The sequence below is a fragment of the Enterococcus sp. BWB1-3 genome, assembly GCF_016745275.1.
Lineage (GTDB): Bacteria > Bacillota > Bacilli > Lactobacillales > Enterococcaceae > Enterococcus_L.
Genome location: NZ_JADOEP010000032.1, coordinates 14,805 through 30,939, shown reverse-complemented (window position 1 = coordinate 30,939; position 16,135 = coordinate 14,805). Strand labels below are relative to the sequence as shown.

Genomic DNA, 16,135 nt, shown 5'->3' with positions numbered 1-16,135 from the left:
ATAGTAAAGTATTGAAGCGGATATCTTATGGCTTTCGTAATTTCAATAATTTTAGAGAAAGGATTTTCCTTTATAGAGGAACGTATTTCAAAGAAGTTAAAAAGAACCCTCATTAACAGAATCAATGCATGAAAAACAAGCAGCTAGGTAGGGCCCCTTAACTGCTTGGCTTTATTCTCTTGTATTTCTTTCACCAACACTAGTTGACAATGAGCCACTATTACAAACCTGAAGAGTCTGCGGCACTAGATGTCTGAGGCTCTTCATTTATTGTGGAAGAATGTTCGTTTTAGCAATTATTCAAAAGAGAGGCATGTTGAATTTTTTTGGGGGATGAGCTTTGCGACAGAAAGCTTTTTATAGATTTTCAACAATGTTTTCTTCAAGTGTTCTATGCTATAATAACCAGGTTAGCATGTAAATGGAGGAAAAAATAAAATGGATGGAATCTTGCCCTTGTGGAAAGAAAAAGGAATGACCAGTCATGACTGTGTCTTCAAACTGCGAAAAATTTTACATACAAAAAAAATTGGACATGGCGGTACATTAGACCCTGATGTTTCAGGGGTTTTGCCGATTTGTATTGGTAAAGGAACCAAAGTCATTGAATATATGGTAGATTCCGGTAAAACCTATGAGGGAGAGATTACACTGGGCTTTTCTACAACAACGGAAGATGCCGGAGGAGAAGTGGTTGAACAGGAAATTATTGCAAAGCCATTTTCGCTGGAGGAGATTGATCAAGCGATGAAGCAGCTTACAGGTGAAATCACGCAGATTCCACCAATGTTTTCTGCTGTAAAAGTAAATGGAAAACGACTATATGAGTATGCTAGAAATGGTGAAGAGGTAGAGCGTCCGGAAAGAAAAGCGATGATTCATTCCTTCAAACGGACAAGCGTACCGATGTTTAATAAAGAAGAGGGAACACAGTCATGGACCTTTGAAGTTGTTTGCGGCAAAGGGACTTATGTCCGAACGCTTTCGGTGGATACCGGGAAAGTTTTGGGAGTTCCAGCACATATGTCTGAACTGGTTCGAACAGCCAGCGGCGGTTTGAAAGCAGAGCAATGCGTAACGTTGGCAGAAACTGCTGAAAAAAAAGAGCTGGGAAAAATTGATGACATCCTATTGCCCATAGAGATAGCAGTTGCTGAATTTCCAAGAGTCGATTTGACGGATAAGCTCTATGCCAAAGTGAAAAATGGTGTGTTTTTATCGCTTCAGGAATTGAAGCTTAATAAAATGCCTGAGGACTTAATTGCGCTGTATTATCAAGATTTGGTAGTCAGTTTATATAAACAGCATCCAGAAAAAAAAGAGTTGTTAAAGCCAAGTAAAGTACTTAGAAATAATTAAATAGAAGGAAGATTTGTCTTATGAAAATTGTTTCCATTCGTCACCCCTATGATCCGGCACAGATACCTGCTGATAATGTGGTAATGGTATTAGGCTTTTTTGATGGCGTTCATCAGGGACATCAAAAGGTAATTGAAACAGGCCGAAAAATTGCAGATGAAAGAGGTTTGAAGCTGGCAGTCATGACATTTAATCAGCATCCCTCCATTGTATTTCAAAAAGTAAAGCCAAATGAAATGAAATATTTGACTAGTCTTAAACAAAAAGAAGAACGAATGGCTGCTTTGGGGACTGATATCCTTTATGTTATTGAATTTACTTCTGATTTTGCGCATCTCAAACCACAGGATTTTGTAGATCAGTATATTGTTGATTTGCATGCTAAAGTAGCTGTTTCAGGGTTTGATTATACGTATGGACCAAGAGAAATCGCTGATGTGATGCATTTTCCGATATATGCCAAAGAACGTTTTGATATCATAACTGTTCAGCGTGAAGAGATGGACGGAGAAAAAATCAGCTCTACCAGAATTCGGGAAATGATGGATTTTGGGGATATGGAAGAAGTTGCTGATTTATTGGGCTATGTGTATGAAATTGAAGGTACAGTTGTTCATGGAGATGCTAGAGGGCGGCTGCTTGGATTTCCTACTGCGAATATTCGTGTGAAAAGCACTGTTCGACTGCCTCGTATCGGGGTATATGCCACACAGATTAAAATCGGTGAACATTGGTATGTTGGAATGGGATCAATCGGTCATAATGATACATTTGGTGACGGGCGCGAGCTGACTGTGGAAGTTTATATTTTGGATTTCCACAAGGACATCTATGGGGAGCAGGTTGTTGTTCGTTGGAATCATTACCTGCGTGACCAGGTAAAATTTGATGGAGCTGAACAGCTGATTGAACAGCTGAAGCAGGATGAGCAGGATACAGCTGACTATTTTAAAAACAGACATAGTAATTCATAATTAAACGAAGTATATTCAATCAGTTTAATTCAAAAATAAAATCGAAAAAGCAAACAGGCTGACTCGTTGATCGAGTGGCCATTTGCTTTTTTTTAGTTAAAGAGAAAGGTTTCTTTATACTTATTCGTATTTATCAAAAAATAGTCATCTTTTACGTATTCAAATGTATTTTAAATTAGGGACTGTCAGAAAAACTATTGAAGAAACGAGTTTTTCTGATATTTTAGTGGAGATCTAAATTTACCAAACAGAAAAGCCGATTCATTTTAGTGTATTTATTTTTCCATAAATATTGGTTGAAAAAATAAGGCATATTCTCATATGTATATCGGCAATCTCTTAGACTGGAAATAAATGCCTATCCATTTATTTGATCGGAGTCTGCATACCATCCTGCTAATGCCCCTAGATGAGCTAGCCTCTATTCAAGGCATATTTATCGAGGCTGCGCATATAGCATGTCTTGTATGTCCCTCAGACATGCGACGAGCATTTGAAGAAGCGTAGGAGCAAGTTCTTGCATGCGACGAGCATTCAAAGAAGCGCAGGAGCATAAAGAGATATGCTCCTGCGATTACTTGTTGCATGGAGAAGTTTTGTCACAACTTCACTAATCTTAGTATGTTTCTTTGTTCATCTTATTGATTAGAAATACGATAATAATTGTTTAAGCTGCCAAATTTTGAGAGCAGCATTTCATTGCTGGTTGTGAGTGTTCCCATGTTATTTCCGTTTAGGATATTAGTTAACTGCATACTATCAATGTCAGTCCATTTTTTACTTGCTTCACCAGCAGTATCAGCTGTTTCCCAAACTTTTAATTCTTTACCATGGTAGGTAAACGAGCTTGCCCGGTAAGCGTACATAAATGAAAAACGTTTTGTATTCAAGCTTTCAATTGAGAAATATGCTGGGTTATTAAAGACGTAATCGATCCCGTGTGAGAAAGAGAAGCCTTCTGCAGCCAAGCTGGTGGAAACGTCGAATACTGCATCCTGTAGGACATCCACTTTTGCATTTCCAGCTGTATACTCAGTACGAAGCATAGGTCCGTTTCCTTTAGCTGTAAAGCTCGCATTTTCCTGAACTTGCAAGAGTGAGAAGCCGTAAACGGCATTTTGTCCGTAGCCGGTACCGCTGTAGCCGGGGTATAATTCAACAATCGCATTTTCTTCAACAATGAATTCTTTTTGTGTATTGCTGTTACCCATTGAAATAACAGTTGAGCCGCTGTCATTGCTGGAACCGCCGCCTTCAGTTGTACCTTTATAAGTTGATCCGGTTTTAAAGGTAACATTTTGAGCGTAGACATTGCTGCCTTTAGTTGAACGAATTTCGTTATCACCTTCGAAGGAAACAACTGCACCTGTAACATTTTGACGAATGAACAATGTGCCGTCAAATTGGATATCCTGTACATTAACATTCATGCCATAAGACTGATTGGCAGAATCGCCGGAATAGATGCTTCCATAATTATTTTGACCTAAGACATGTCCATTTTTAATCGTCAAATTAATACGTTTACCAAGTAATTCGTTTTTTGTCAGGTAGTAGCTGGCGGTATTTAGTGTATAGCCATTCAAATCAATAACAGTATCATCCTGTAATTGAATGTTTGCAGTTAATTGCAGATCAGTCATCAGTTGTAAGTTTGTCAGATTACTGTTGATAGCGGTCTGAAGTTCTGTGAAAGACCGGATCTCAGTTGGGCTGTTTTGGTCATAGGTGAAATTGATGCTGCCAAGATAAGCCAGTTCAGTAGTCTCGCTGGTTGAGGGTCTGCTTACTGTTACATATATATCATGTATTCCGTTTGTTTTAGCTAAATCAATTGTATGATATACCCAAGTGTTTACATTACCTGTACGAGTCAGTACTTTTTCTCCGATAATCGGTCCATCCGCTGAATCAACTCGAACAGTCATTGTTGTATTGTCATATGGCACTGCGGCATTTAATTGAATACTGCCTAAATTCCCATCTAAATCAATATTTTTATAAATAAAGGTATTGTTTGGGCTGATCGATGATTTTGTATTCTGACTGTTTTCAAAAGTGACAACAGTTTCTTTGCTCAAACCTCTGTTTAACAACTGTCCCTCAAAAGAAATAGAAGAGAAGAGAAGATTCATACCGTAATTGGCATTAGTAGAGTCTATACTGTAGAAGCTTCCGTATGGATTTTGCCCTTGAATGATTCCGTTGCGTACATCAACTGAAATCTTTCTGCCCAAAGTTTCGTCTTTGTAGAAATAATAATTGGCAGTATTTAGAGTAAAATCATTTAAATCCAGTTTCGTGTTATCTTTCAGCTGCAGGTTTGTAGTGAATTGAATATTCGCCATCAATTTTAAATTAGTTAGATTGCTGCTGATAGCAGTTTGAAGCTCTGTAAATGAACGAATTTCAGTCGGTTCGTTTTCATCGTAAGCAAAATTGAGAAAACCAAGGCGAGCCAATTCAACTGTCTCTCCAGTTAAGGGTCTGTTAACTGTCACATAAATGTCGTGGATTCCTTCGGTTTCTTTTAAATCGATGGTGTGATATAACCAGGTATTTATATTTCCAGAATGAGTCAGTATTTTTTGACCGATAATCGGACCAGCTGTTGAATCAGTCCGAAGAGTAACCGTCGTGTTGTCGTAAGGTACAGAAGCATATAGTTGAATACTTCCAAGATTCTTTCCAAGATCAACTTCTTTATAAACAAATGTATTATTTGAACTGATTGAAGATATAGAACGTTGAACATTTTTAAATTCTACAACTGTTTCTTTGCTTAATCCTCTATTTAAAAGTGTTCCTTCAAAAGCAATAGAAGAGAAAGATAAATTCATACCGTAATTGGCATTAGTAGAGTCTGCACTATAGAAGCTTCCGTATGGATTTTGCCCTTGAATGATTCCGTTACGTACATCAACTGAAATCTTTCTGCCCAAAGCTTCGTCTTTGTAGAAATAATAATTGGCAGTATTTAGAGTAAAATCATTTAAATCCAGTTTCGTGTTATCTTTCAGCTGCAGGTTTGTAGTGAACGAAATATCGGCCATGAGTTTTAAATTGGTAATATTACTATTGATTGCAGTCTGTAATTCAGAAAATGAATGAATTTCAAGAGGTTTCTTCTCGTCAAAACCAAAGTTAATGGCTCCTAAGTTCGCAATTTCAGTAATGGCACTTGTAGAAGGGCGTGAGAATGAAACATATATATCAGCAATTCCTGTATTTTCAGTAAGCTCTACTGTATGATACAGCCAAGTATTCAAATTACCTGAGCGAGTCAGCTTTTTTTCACCTATAATTTCTCCGTCCACAGCACCTTTTCGTATTGTGACTGTTGTATTGTCATAGGGGATGGAGGAGAACAGCTGAATGCTGCCTTTATGAGCAGATAGATCAACGTTTTTATAGGAAATCCATGCCTCCGGGACAATTCCGCCAATGTAGAATGAATTATTTTGATACGTATTAATTGATCCGAAAGCAGTATAATAGTCATTTGCTTCAGCAATTCCAGAAATAACTTCAGATTTTCCTTTAAGTCTGGCATAAACATTATTTGCTAACAGTGCAGCTCCGCGTGCATTTGGATGGACACCATCCGGAATCAGAATGTCTGCGTCTTGAGTTATGGAGTTGTTATCTATGACTGAAACATCAACATCGGCTTTTTTGGCGGACTCAAGAATTTTTGGCAAAATCAGTTTCAGATTTTCATTACTGATATCATAGTTTGTATGAACAACTTTTGGCGGCAGACAAACATAAACGACAGGTTTTGTTTCCATTGCTTTATAAGCGTTAATCAAATTCACATAGTCATTAATATAGTTATCAATTTTTGTGAAATTATATGGTTTCGTATCATTGGTACCTAACTGGATAATTACGATATTTTGGTTAACAGCCAAGCTGTTTTTATATTCAGATGTACGAATGTACGGATCATTTCCGTTATTTAGCAGGGTCTTACCGGAGTTTCCGTAGTTTACAACATCATAATTGCTGCCTAAACGGTAACCTAACTGTCTCGGATAAGAGTTTATTAGGGCATTCTCTACATTCATTCCATAGGTAATACTGTCTCCGATAGCTGCTACTTTAACTTTTTGATCTGATGGAAAAATAGTAATAATTCCCTTTACTTTTGCATTTGTTTTTTTAGCAATTCCTTGAATCTCATAAGTGCCAGCTTTCGAAAATATGGATTCATCTATGGAATCCCAGGAAACGTTATCTTGTGAGATCTTTTGATCTTCAGATAAATAAGTAATGCTTTCTGGTAATGCTGATTTTTCATTTTCAACAGTTACTATGTTTACGGGGGGATAGAAATCTTTTGATTCGGCATAGGCGGCTGTATTATTTTCCAAAAATGCTAAAGCAAACACCATAAAAGTGAAAACTAATACGAAAAATTTTGATTTTTTTTTCATGAATATTACTCCTTTGTGTAATTGTTTATCAGTAAAGGATTTTTCAATAAATAATTGGCAAATAAACAGTGATTAAACACTATATTTTTTTACTGTTATTTCCTTTTTAAAAATATCCCGCTAACAGTCTAGCACAAAAGAAAATTGTTTATTTATCTATTTTTTCATTATATTCTCTAAAATGTGAAATTCATAAATAAAATCATGATAAAGTGAATAAAAAACGAAAAATATAAATATTATTCGATATATTTATTTGGTGTATGCTGTTTTGGATTTTTTTATGATTAATTTCAATTGCTGAAACGAACAAAGATGAACTAAAAGTACTGATTAATATTGTTTGTTATTTAGGTTATAATATTAAGAAACATATACCTCTTAAGAAGATGAATGTTTCACATTCAAAGCCTGTCGCCTGCATACAGCTGTCTCTTTGTATATAGAATAAATTTATCCTCAGCAAGAGCATTGCATACCATTCTGCTAATGCTCATAGATGAGCTAGCCTCTATTCAAGGAATACTTATCGAGACCACATATATCATTTCACTAGATATTCCTACACAAGTGAAACTGACAAAGCAGGATTAGCAACTCCCTACTTGCTTTTGAAGCTGCTTACTCCTGTCATTGAAGCATACAAGTAAAAATTTTTTACCATTGAAGATCATTTATAGACTATCTTTTAATGTAATTTATAAGTTGGTTAGAGCGTTGCTTGAGAATCATTTTATGTTCTATAATAAAGCGTTGCTTTATTTGACTGCTTTGCTCAGAAAACTTAAATCAAACTGTAACGACATTGACAGAAACATGTGATAAGATGGGTCTGTGACATTAGTATATCCAGAACCCTTAAAAACAAATGAATGGTGTTCCAGTCTTTGTATGATCCGAGCATTTGTAAGAAGCGTAGGAGCGAAGCCTCCATGCTTCGAGGACCGAAACGAAGGCCTTCAATTCTTAGTGGCTCTGACATTTAGGAATTGATGAGATCGAAACGAAGTGTAGTGTAATGTAGTATAGTGAGAACCGTGGACGTAGAAAAACGGATATAGTGTACTGTTTTGTCTCGAGAATCGTTAGACTCGTAGAGACACAGTTCTTCTACGTACTGTTTTGTCTCGAGAATCGTTAGACTCGTAGAGACACAGTTCTTCTACGTACTGTTTTGTCTCGAGAATCGTTAGACTCATAGAGACAGCAGCTCTTCTACGCATACAGCTCTACTACATCAAGTGAGCTAGTTTCATTCAAGGAATATTTATCAAAACTACGCATACCATTCTGCTAAAGTACGAATATAAGCAGAAGCGGCAAAGTAGAACTAGCACTTGTCGGTCCTAATCTGTGCCGAGTAATCGCAAGCAACATCTCGGAAATAAGCCGAATACTCTCAAAAATATGGAAAGCGCCAAGTAGATATCAATCCACAGCTATTCATTTCATGACTAGTGTTCCTTGACAATTTTCGTATATTCCGACGTATTGTCATAAATCACTACGATTGACTTGTCAGAGTAGATGATGCATGATACCTAACTTGGTTTTCGAAGCTGAACACTTCCGCTCCTGCGGTTACTCGTCGCAGTTAAGGATATGCAAGTGCTCCTATGATTACTTGCCGCATGGGAAGCTTTGTCACAACCTCTTTTTTATTTGAGAGAGTTTTGCAATGATTCATTGTGGAATAGACACTACGATTTTTGACCTCGGAGGATTCAGTAAATGACAGCAGAACCAAATACTATGAGTACTAGCAGAGTCTCAGCTTACATTCACATTCCCTTTTGTGAACATATTTGCTACTACTGTGATTTTAATAAAGTTTTTCTTGAAGGACAGCCGGTAGATGAGTATATAGACGCATTGCTAAAAGAAATTAGGCTGACCACTATTAAAAATCCTGGGAGACCAGTTGAAACTATTTACATAGGCGGGGGTACACCAACCTCTTTATCAGCGGGGCAATTGGATCGACTGCTTTCAGGAATAAGAGAACTTTTACCGTTTAATGATAAAAAAGAATTTACAGTAGAAGCGAACCCAGGTGATATAACGGTTGAAAAGCTGCGTGTAATGAAGAATTATGGAGTAAACAGATTATCAATGGGGGTGCAAACATTTGATAATCAGCTGCTGAAGAAAATTGGGAGAAAGCACACAGCAGAAGATGTATACAAAACGATGGCATTTTTGGAGAAAGAAAATTTTGAAAATGTCAGTATTGATTTGATTTATGCACTGCCAGGACAAACAATTAGAGGGTTTCAAGATACGCTTCAAAAAGCAATTGAACTGGATTTACCGCATTACTCCTTGTACTCACTTATCTTGGAGAACAAGACAATGTTTATGAATTGGGTCAGACAAGGGCGGTTAACCTTACCAGATGAAGATGCAGAAGCAGGAATGTTTGAAGAAACAATTGCGATGATGGCAAAGTCCGGACGTCATCAATACGAGGTTAGTAATTTTGCGTTGAAAGGAAAGGAGAGCCAGCATAATCTTGTTTATTGGAATAATGAGCATTATTATGGATTCGGTGCAGGAGCAAGCGGCTATCTGGGCGATGTTCGCTACAGGAATTTTGGTCCCATTCAACATTATTTGGAGCCTTTACGAAAGGACAATCTTCCTGTTTTAGAAAGGGAAGAACTCACCTTAAATAATCAAATTGAAGAAGAAATGTTTTTAGGGCTGAGAAAGCTTGCAGGTGTGAGCAAGAAACGTTTTGAAGAAAAATTCAATACTTCAATAGAAAAAATCTATGGTTCGGTTGTTCAAGAGCTGGTTCAGGCTGGACTGGTGATTGAAAATCCAGATTCCCTTCAGCTGACAGCTAAAGGCTTATATATTGGTAACGAAGCCTTTGAAGCTTTTCTTCTTGATTGAAAATTTTCAGTTTTTATAAGAGAAATAACTGACCGCAGAGAAAGTTAGCACTCGATCGACAAGAGTGCTAACTTTCTCTGTTTTTTTCTTGACAATTCTTAGAGAACTTGCTATATTAGTATTTGTATTAGCACTCGTTAAATAGGAGTGCTAATGAAGGGTGGTATATATGCTTACAGAAAGACAAAAAGATATATTAAGGCTTATCATCCAACACTATACAACTACAGGTCATCCTGTGGGGTCTAAGAAATTGTTGGAGGATGGGATCAAATCCAGTTCTGCTACAATTCGTAATGACATGAAAGCATTGGAAGAACATGGTCTTCTACTAAAGACGCATTCCTCTTCTGGGAGAGTCCCTTCGCTGATGGGATATCGCTACTATGTGGACCATTTGCTTCAACCGACTAAAATGGCGCCAGATGAGTTAAGCCAAATTCGTCAGTCGTTTGGTTCGGAAGTTAGAGAAATTAATGATATTATTGAACAAGCAGCCAGTATTTTATCAGAATTGACCAGCTATACCGCTTTCTCCCTCGGACCGGAAGTGAAAGAAAAGAAACTGACCGGGTTCAGAATGGTTCCTTTGAATGAGCGACAAATTGTTGCAATCATTGTTACGGATAAGGGAAATGCGGAGAGTAAAGTATTTTCGATTCCTGCTTCAGTTTCAAGTGAAGATTTAGAGAAAATGACAAATATTATCAATGAAAAACTCGTGGGACAACCGTTGTTGGTTGTTTATCATCGTTTGAGAACAGAAATCCCTATGATTCTGCATAGATATTTCCAGACGCCGGATGGGATGATGAATCTGTTTGATTCGATGCTCGGGCATGTGTTTGAAGAGAAAGTATTTGTAAGTGGAAGGCTTAATCTTCTTGATTTTGGTATCAGCATGAATAATGATCAGCTGAAATCTGTCTATTCATTTATGAAAAATACAGAAGAACTGACCACTTTACTGGATACTTCTGAAGGAGTAAATGTACCGATTTCTGTTAGAATTGGTTCTGAAATTGGAAATAACTTACTAGATGATCTGAGCATGATCACTGCAACGTATGAAGTTACAGGACACGGGAAGGGAACGATTGCTTTATTGGGTCCGACCAGTATGCCTTATTCAAAAATGTTCAGTTTGATTGATGCTTTTAGAGGCGAGCTTGCTTCACAATTAGGTTCTTACTATCGATTTCTTGATGGGTAAGATGAAAATGCTGTTCTTAAAAATAAAAATAAGTCTGCGAAATGAGAAGGGAAGTTGCTAGATTGAGCAAAAAAGAAGAAACGCAGGATGAGGTTCAAAATCCGGCGGAAGAAACTGAAACAGTTGCTGAAACAGTGGAAAGCACAGAAACAGAACTGACGGAAACAGAAAGACTGACCGCTGAACTCAGCGAAATGGAAGATAAGTTTCTGCGTGCCAGAGCAGAAATTGCGAACATGAACAGTCGTTTTAAAAACGAACGCGAGCTTTTGGTTCGTTACAGATCTCAGGATCTGGGCAAGGCAATCCTGCCTGCTATGGATAATCTGGAGCGGGCAATGGCAATAGAAGTTGAGGATGAACAAGGAGCCAGCCTAAAAAAAGGAATTTTTATGGTTCTTGAAAACCTTACTCATGCACTGAAAGAAGAAGGGATTGAAGAAATTCCTGCAATGGGAGAATCATTTGACCCAAATCTTCATCAGGCAGTACAGACAGTTCCGGCTGAAGGCGATGTTCAGGCGGATACGATTGTCGAAGTGCTGCAAAAGGGCTATAAGCTGCATGATCGTGTACTTCGTGCAAGCATGGTAGTTGTGGCTCAATAATCAACGATTAATCGAAAACTAAAAAAAGTAAACAAGACTAAAAACAAAAGACAGGAGACATGCAACATGAGTAAAATAATCGGTATTGACTTAGGTACAACAAATTCAGCAGTAGCAGTATTGGAAGGCGGAGAAGCAAAAATTATTGCCAATCCTGAAGGAAATCGTACAACACCTTCAGTTGTGTCATTTAAAAATGGTGAAATTCAAGTTGGTGAAGTAGCGAAACGTCAGGCAGTGACAAACCCTCACACTATATCATCTATCAAACGTCACATGGGTGAAGCAGGCTATAAAGTAGAAGCAGAAGGCAAGTCTTACACACCACAAGAAATTTCTGCAATGATTCTACAGTATTTAAAGGGTTTTGCTGAAGAATATCTTGGTGAAAAAGTAGAAAAAGCAGTTATTACAGTTCCTGCATACTTTAATGATGCACAACGTCAAGCGACTAAAGATGCTGGTAAAATTGCCGGTCTGGAAGTTGAACGTATTGTAAATGAACCTACTGCAGCTGCATTGGCATATGGTTTGGATAAAACAGACAAAGAAGAAAAAATCCTGGTATTTGACTTGGGCGGCGGTACATTTGACGTGTCTATCCTTGAACTGGGAGACGGCGTATTCGATGTATTGTCAACTTCAGGTGATAACAACCTTGGTGGAGATGACTTTGACAACAAGATCATTGACTACATGGTTGCAGAATTCAAAAAAGAAAATGGTATTGACTTAGGCAAAGATAAAATGGCGTTACAACGTTTGAAAGACGCTGCTGAAAAAGCGAAGAAAGATCTTTCAGGTGTAACAAGTACACAAATCAGTCTGCCATTTATTACTGCAGGGGATGCAGGTCCATTGCACTTGGAAATGAATTTAACACGTGCGAAATTTGATGAATTGACAGCTGATTTAGTAGAACGCACAAAAGTTCCTGTACGTCAGGCATTAAAGGATGCTTCACTTTCAGCTTCAGACATTGATGAAGTAATCTTGGTTGGTGGTTCTACTCGTATTCCAGCAGTAGTGGAAGCAGTACGTAAAGAAACAAACAAAGAGCCAAACAAATCAGTGAACCCGGATGAAGTTGTGGCAATGGGGGCTGCTATTCAAGGCGGAGTAATCACTGGTGACGTGAAAGATGTCGTTTTACTTGATGTTACTCCGTTATCATTGGGGATTGAAACAATGGGCGGTGTGTTTACTAAGCTGATTGACCGTAATACAACAATTCCAACAAGTAAATCTCAAGTGTTCTCAACAGCTGCTGATAATCAGCCTGCGGTAGATATTCACGTTCTTCAAGGTGAACGCCCGATGGCTGCTGATAATAAAACGCTGGGAAGATTCCAATTAACAGATATTCCTGCTGCGCCACGTGGCGTTCCTCAAATCGAAGTAAGCTTTGATATTGACAAAAATGGTATTGTAAATGTACGTGCGAAAGATTTGGGTACACAAAAAGAACAAACTATTACTATCAAATCTTCTTCAGGTTTATCAGATGAAGAAATCGAACGCATGGTTAAGGATGCAGAAGCAAATGCTGACGCGGACAAACTGCGTAAAGAAGAAGTTGATTTGCGTAACGATGTAGATGCGTTGCTGTTCACTGTTGATAAAACATTGAAAGAACTTGAAGGTAAAGTAGATGCAGATGAAGTGAAGAAAGCAGAAGAAGCTCGTGATGAACTGAAAGCTGCTGTAGAAGCGAATGATATCGAACTAATGAAAGAAAAACGTGATTCACTAAACGAAATCGTTCAAAATCTAACTGTGAAGCTTTATGAACAGGCTGCTCAGCAACAAGCACAGGAAAACCCTGAAGAAGCACAAAGCGGAGCAGATGATGTGGTGGATGCAGACTTTGAAGAAGTAGAAAAAGACGAAGACTAATTATTGAATGGACAATAGAATGTAAAGAGGTCGGGAAAGAGGTTGGGACAGAAGTGAATAGCAGCTTCTGTCCCGATGTTCGTTCTGAACAACATTTTTCATGAATCTTTTCGTTCAATTGAATAAGCGGCAGTCTCCTTATTTTACATAAATGTATTTAGGTTTTATCTGAATTATGTTATGATAACAACGGTACTTTAGTTGTTAAGAGGCTGCATTGAATTGAAAAGAATAGCTATTTTTCAACAGCAGCTGTTCAGATTTAAACAGATGTGCAGTCTGAATATAAGACTGTGAAGGAATTACTAGTTGGAGGGAAGCCAATGGCTACGAAACGAGATTACTATGAAGTATTGGGATTGTCCAAGGGTGCTTCAGATGATGAAATAAAAAAGGCTTATAGAAAGCTTTCCAAAAAATACCATCCGGATATCAATCAGGAAGCAGATGCTGAGGAAAAGTTTAAAGAAATTTCGGAAGCGTATGAAGTATTAAGCGATGCGCAGAAGAAAGCGGCCTATGATCAATATGGTCATGCAGGAACCGATCCAAACTTTGGCGGCGGAGCTGGCGGATTCGGTGGATTTGGAGGCGGCGGATTCAGCAGTACTGGAGGATTCGGTGGTTTCGAAGATATTTTTGATTCATTCTTTGGAGGCGGTGGCGGTCGTTCTGTTGATCCTGCTGCTCCCAGACAGGGATCAGATCTTCAATATACGATTCAATTGAAATTTGAAGAAGCAATTTTTGGTGTTGAAAAAGAAATAAAATATAAGCGCGAAGATGTCTGCGGAACTTGTCACGGAAATGGAGCAAAGCCGGGGACGCAACCTGAGACTTGTCATAAGTGTCATGGTTCAGGAAGTATCAATGTAGAACGTCAAACGCCGCTTGGTCGTGTAATGAGCCGTCAGACTTGTGATGTCTGCCGCGGAACAGGGAAAGAAATTAAAGAGCCGTGTCCAACCTGTCATGGCTCAGGTCATGAGAAAAAGGCGCATCGTGTAAAAGTCACAGTGCCGGCTGGTGTGGAAGATGGTCAGCAAATGCGTTTGGCTAATCAGGGAGAAGCCGGAATGAACGGCGGACCTTACGGTGATCTGTATGTTGTGTTCCATGTAGAGGAAAGCAATATTTTTGATCGTGATGGGGCTGAAATCTATTATGAACTGCCGTTAAGCTTTGTACAGGCTGCACTGGGAGATGAAGTTCAGGTTCCAACCGTGCATGGAGATGTGAAGCTGAAAATTCCAGCAGGTACACAGACAGGTACAAACTTCCGATTACGTGGAAAAGGTGCACCACGTTTACGCGGAGGCAGCAGCGGCGACCAGCATGTGAAAGTTAAACTAATTACTCCTAAGAATCTGAGTGAAGAGCAAAGAGACGCATTGCGTGCTTTTGCGAAGGCTGGCGGTCAGGAAATCAGTGAACAGCAGGAAGAAGGCTTTTTCGATAAGATGAAAGATGCTTTTGGCAGCAAGAAAAAGAAATAATCGATTGATGAACAATCTGTTAATTGATGTAAAATAGAAAAGGTCAAATCAGGATATACATATTCTGATTCGGCCTTTTTCTGTTTTGGATTATAAAAAACTCGTCATACTAAATTGCCGTGAAGGAAGGGGCATTTTCAGCAGTTTCTTGAGAGAGAAATTTTGCAGAATAGATTTTTTATTTTTATCATAATTGGAGAACAAATGTATATTTTTTCATAGCGTATAGATAACAACTGTAAATTCTTATTCATAGAATGCCAACATCTCTTTCATCCGGCTGACAAGTTCTTTTTGAACAAATTCAGGTTTCAGGCATTTACATTTTGTTCCAAAGCCCAAGAGCATGTGATAGCCGTAATCATCTGTCATAAAATACGGAAATTCTACAAGAAACCGATCAGAGTCCTTTTGAGAGACAAATTGAAGGTCGTTAAAACGTTCTGCCAGTTTGTCTTTGATTGAATAATCGACTTCAAGCAGCAGAGGTACAAACTTCTTTTCGTTTATAACACGTTTCCCCAAAGCTGCTGGGGGAGGGGTTCGTTTTTTGAATATTTTATCGACAATTGATATTTTTTTTATTCTGGACAATTTAAAAATTCGGAATTCTTCTTTTTGCAGACAGTAGGCCTGGACATACCAGCTTGATTCTTTTAGGATTAATCGATAAGGTTCAATCAATCTGCTGGAATGATTGCCAGATCGATTTTCGTAATCAATGGATAGAATCTGATCCTTTTCCAGTGCCTGTTGGATGATTTCTATTGATGCAGCAGACAGCTCACTCCTAATCCATGGTGTCACATCAATTACCAGTTGATCAGACTTCATTTCGATTTCATTTTTTACTGCTTTTGGTATCAATGATTTCAATTTTTCTATTGTATAAGGGGAATGCTTCAGATTAAGATGTTTATTCAGGTTGTTCAGACCATTTAGGAGTGAGACTAAATCAGAGGTAGTAAAAAAATGCTGGTCAAATTTATAATTCTCCATAATACGAATCCCGCCATTGCTTCCGGGAAGAGCAGCAACTGGAATTCCGGCCTGACTAAGTGAATCTATATCTCGATAAATTGTCCGAACGGAAACTTCAAATATTTCTGCCAGTTTTGGCGCAGTGATTTGTTCCTGTTCCAATAAAAGCATTGTGATGGCAAGCAGACGTTCACTTTTCATTTTAACCTCCTGTTTTAAATAAGAATGTGGATATTCTTTAAATAAAGAATAAAACCCTGACAAATAGATG

General features: G+C 38.2%; 9 protein-coding genes. 7 read left to right on the top strand and 2 right to left on the bottom strand.

Going from position 1 to position 16,135, the window contains the following annotated elements; translation table 11 throughout:
- Positions 1-438 precede the first annotated feature (438 nt).
- Both truB and ribF read left to right on the top strand, forming a co-directional pair.
- On the top strand, positions 439-1,359 hold the full coding sequence (gene truB, locus IW492_RS16110; protein ID WP_202068931.1) for a tRNA pseudouridine(55) synthase TruB: 921 nt from the start codon (positions 439-441) through the stop codon (positions 1,357-1,359).
- Positions 1,360-1,379: 20 nt separating this feature from the next.
- Positions 1,380-2,333 (top strand): riboflavin biosynthesis protein RibF, encoded by a 954-nt coding sequence (ribF, locus tag IW492_RS16105; RefSeq protein ID WP_202068929.1) that lies wholly within the window; start codon positions 1,380-1,382, stop codon positions 2,331-2,333.
- A 638-nt stretch (positions 2,334-2,971) separates the two neighbouring features.
- Here the strand turns inward: ribF and IW492_RS16100 are convergent.
- Entirely contained in the window at positions 2,972-6,772 is a 3,801-nt protein-coding gene (locus IW492_RS16100) for a carbohydrate-binding protein (protein ID WP_202068928.1), read from the bottom strand.
- A 1,731-nt stretch (positions 6,773-8,503) separates the two neighbouring features.
- Between IW492_RS16100 and hemW the strand changes: the two genes are divergently transcribed.
- From hemW to dnaJ, 5 genes are all read left to right on the top strand, one after another.
- Complete coding sequence (hemW, locus tag IW492_RS16095; protein ID WP_236671964.1) at positions 8,504-9,670, top strand: radical SAM family heme chaperone HemW; 1,167 nt, start codon at positions 8,504-8,506, stop codon at positions 9,668-9,670.
- A gap of 169 nt (positions 9,671-9,839) precedes the next feature.
- Positions 9,840-10,883 carry a heat-inducible transcriptional repressor HrcA gene (gene hrcA / locus IW492_RS16090; protein WP_202068927.1) on the top strand — a complete coding sequence of 348 codons (1,044 nt, stop codon included), beginning with the start codon at positions 9,840-9,842 and terminating at the stop codon, positions 10,881-10,883.
- Positions 10,884-10,945: 62 nt separating this feature from the next.
- Positions 10,946-11,491, top strand: coding sequence for a nucleotide exchange factor GrpE (gene grpE, locus IW492_RS16085; protein ID WP_202068926.1), 546 nt, complete (start codon positions 10,946-10,948; stop codon positions 11,489-11,491).
- 66 nt (positions 11,492-11,557) lie between these two features.
- Positions 11,558-13,387 (top strand): molecular chaperone DnaK, encoded by a 1,830-nt coding sequence (gene dnaK, locus IW492_RS16080; protein WP_202068925.1) that lies wholly within the window; start codon positions 11,558-11,560, stop codon positions 13,385-13,387.
- A gap of 323 nt (positions 13,388-13,710) precedes the next feature.
- Positions 13,711-14,883, top strand: coding sequence for a molecular chaperone DnaJ (gene dnaJ, locus IW492_RS16075; protein WP_202068923.1), 1,173 nt, complete (start codon positions 13,711-13,713; stop codon positions 14,881-14,883).
- 246 nt (positions 14,884-15,129) lie between these two features.
- On the opposite strand, the gene IW492_RS16070 is transcribed toward dnaJ, so the two are convergent.
- The gene (locus IW492_RS16070; RefSeq protein WP_202068922.1) at positions 15,130-16,065 is read right to left on the bottom strand and encodes a helix-turn-helix transcriptional regulator; all 936 of its coding nucleotides are present in this window, start codon (positions 16,063-16,065) and stop codon (positions 15,130-15,132) included.
- Positions 16,066-16,135 lie beyond the last annotated feature (70 nt).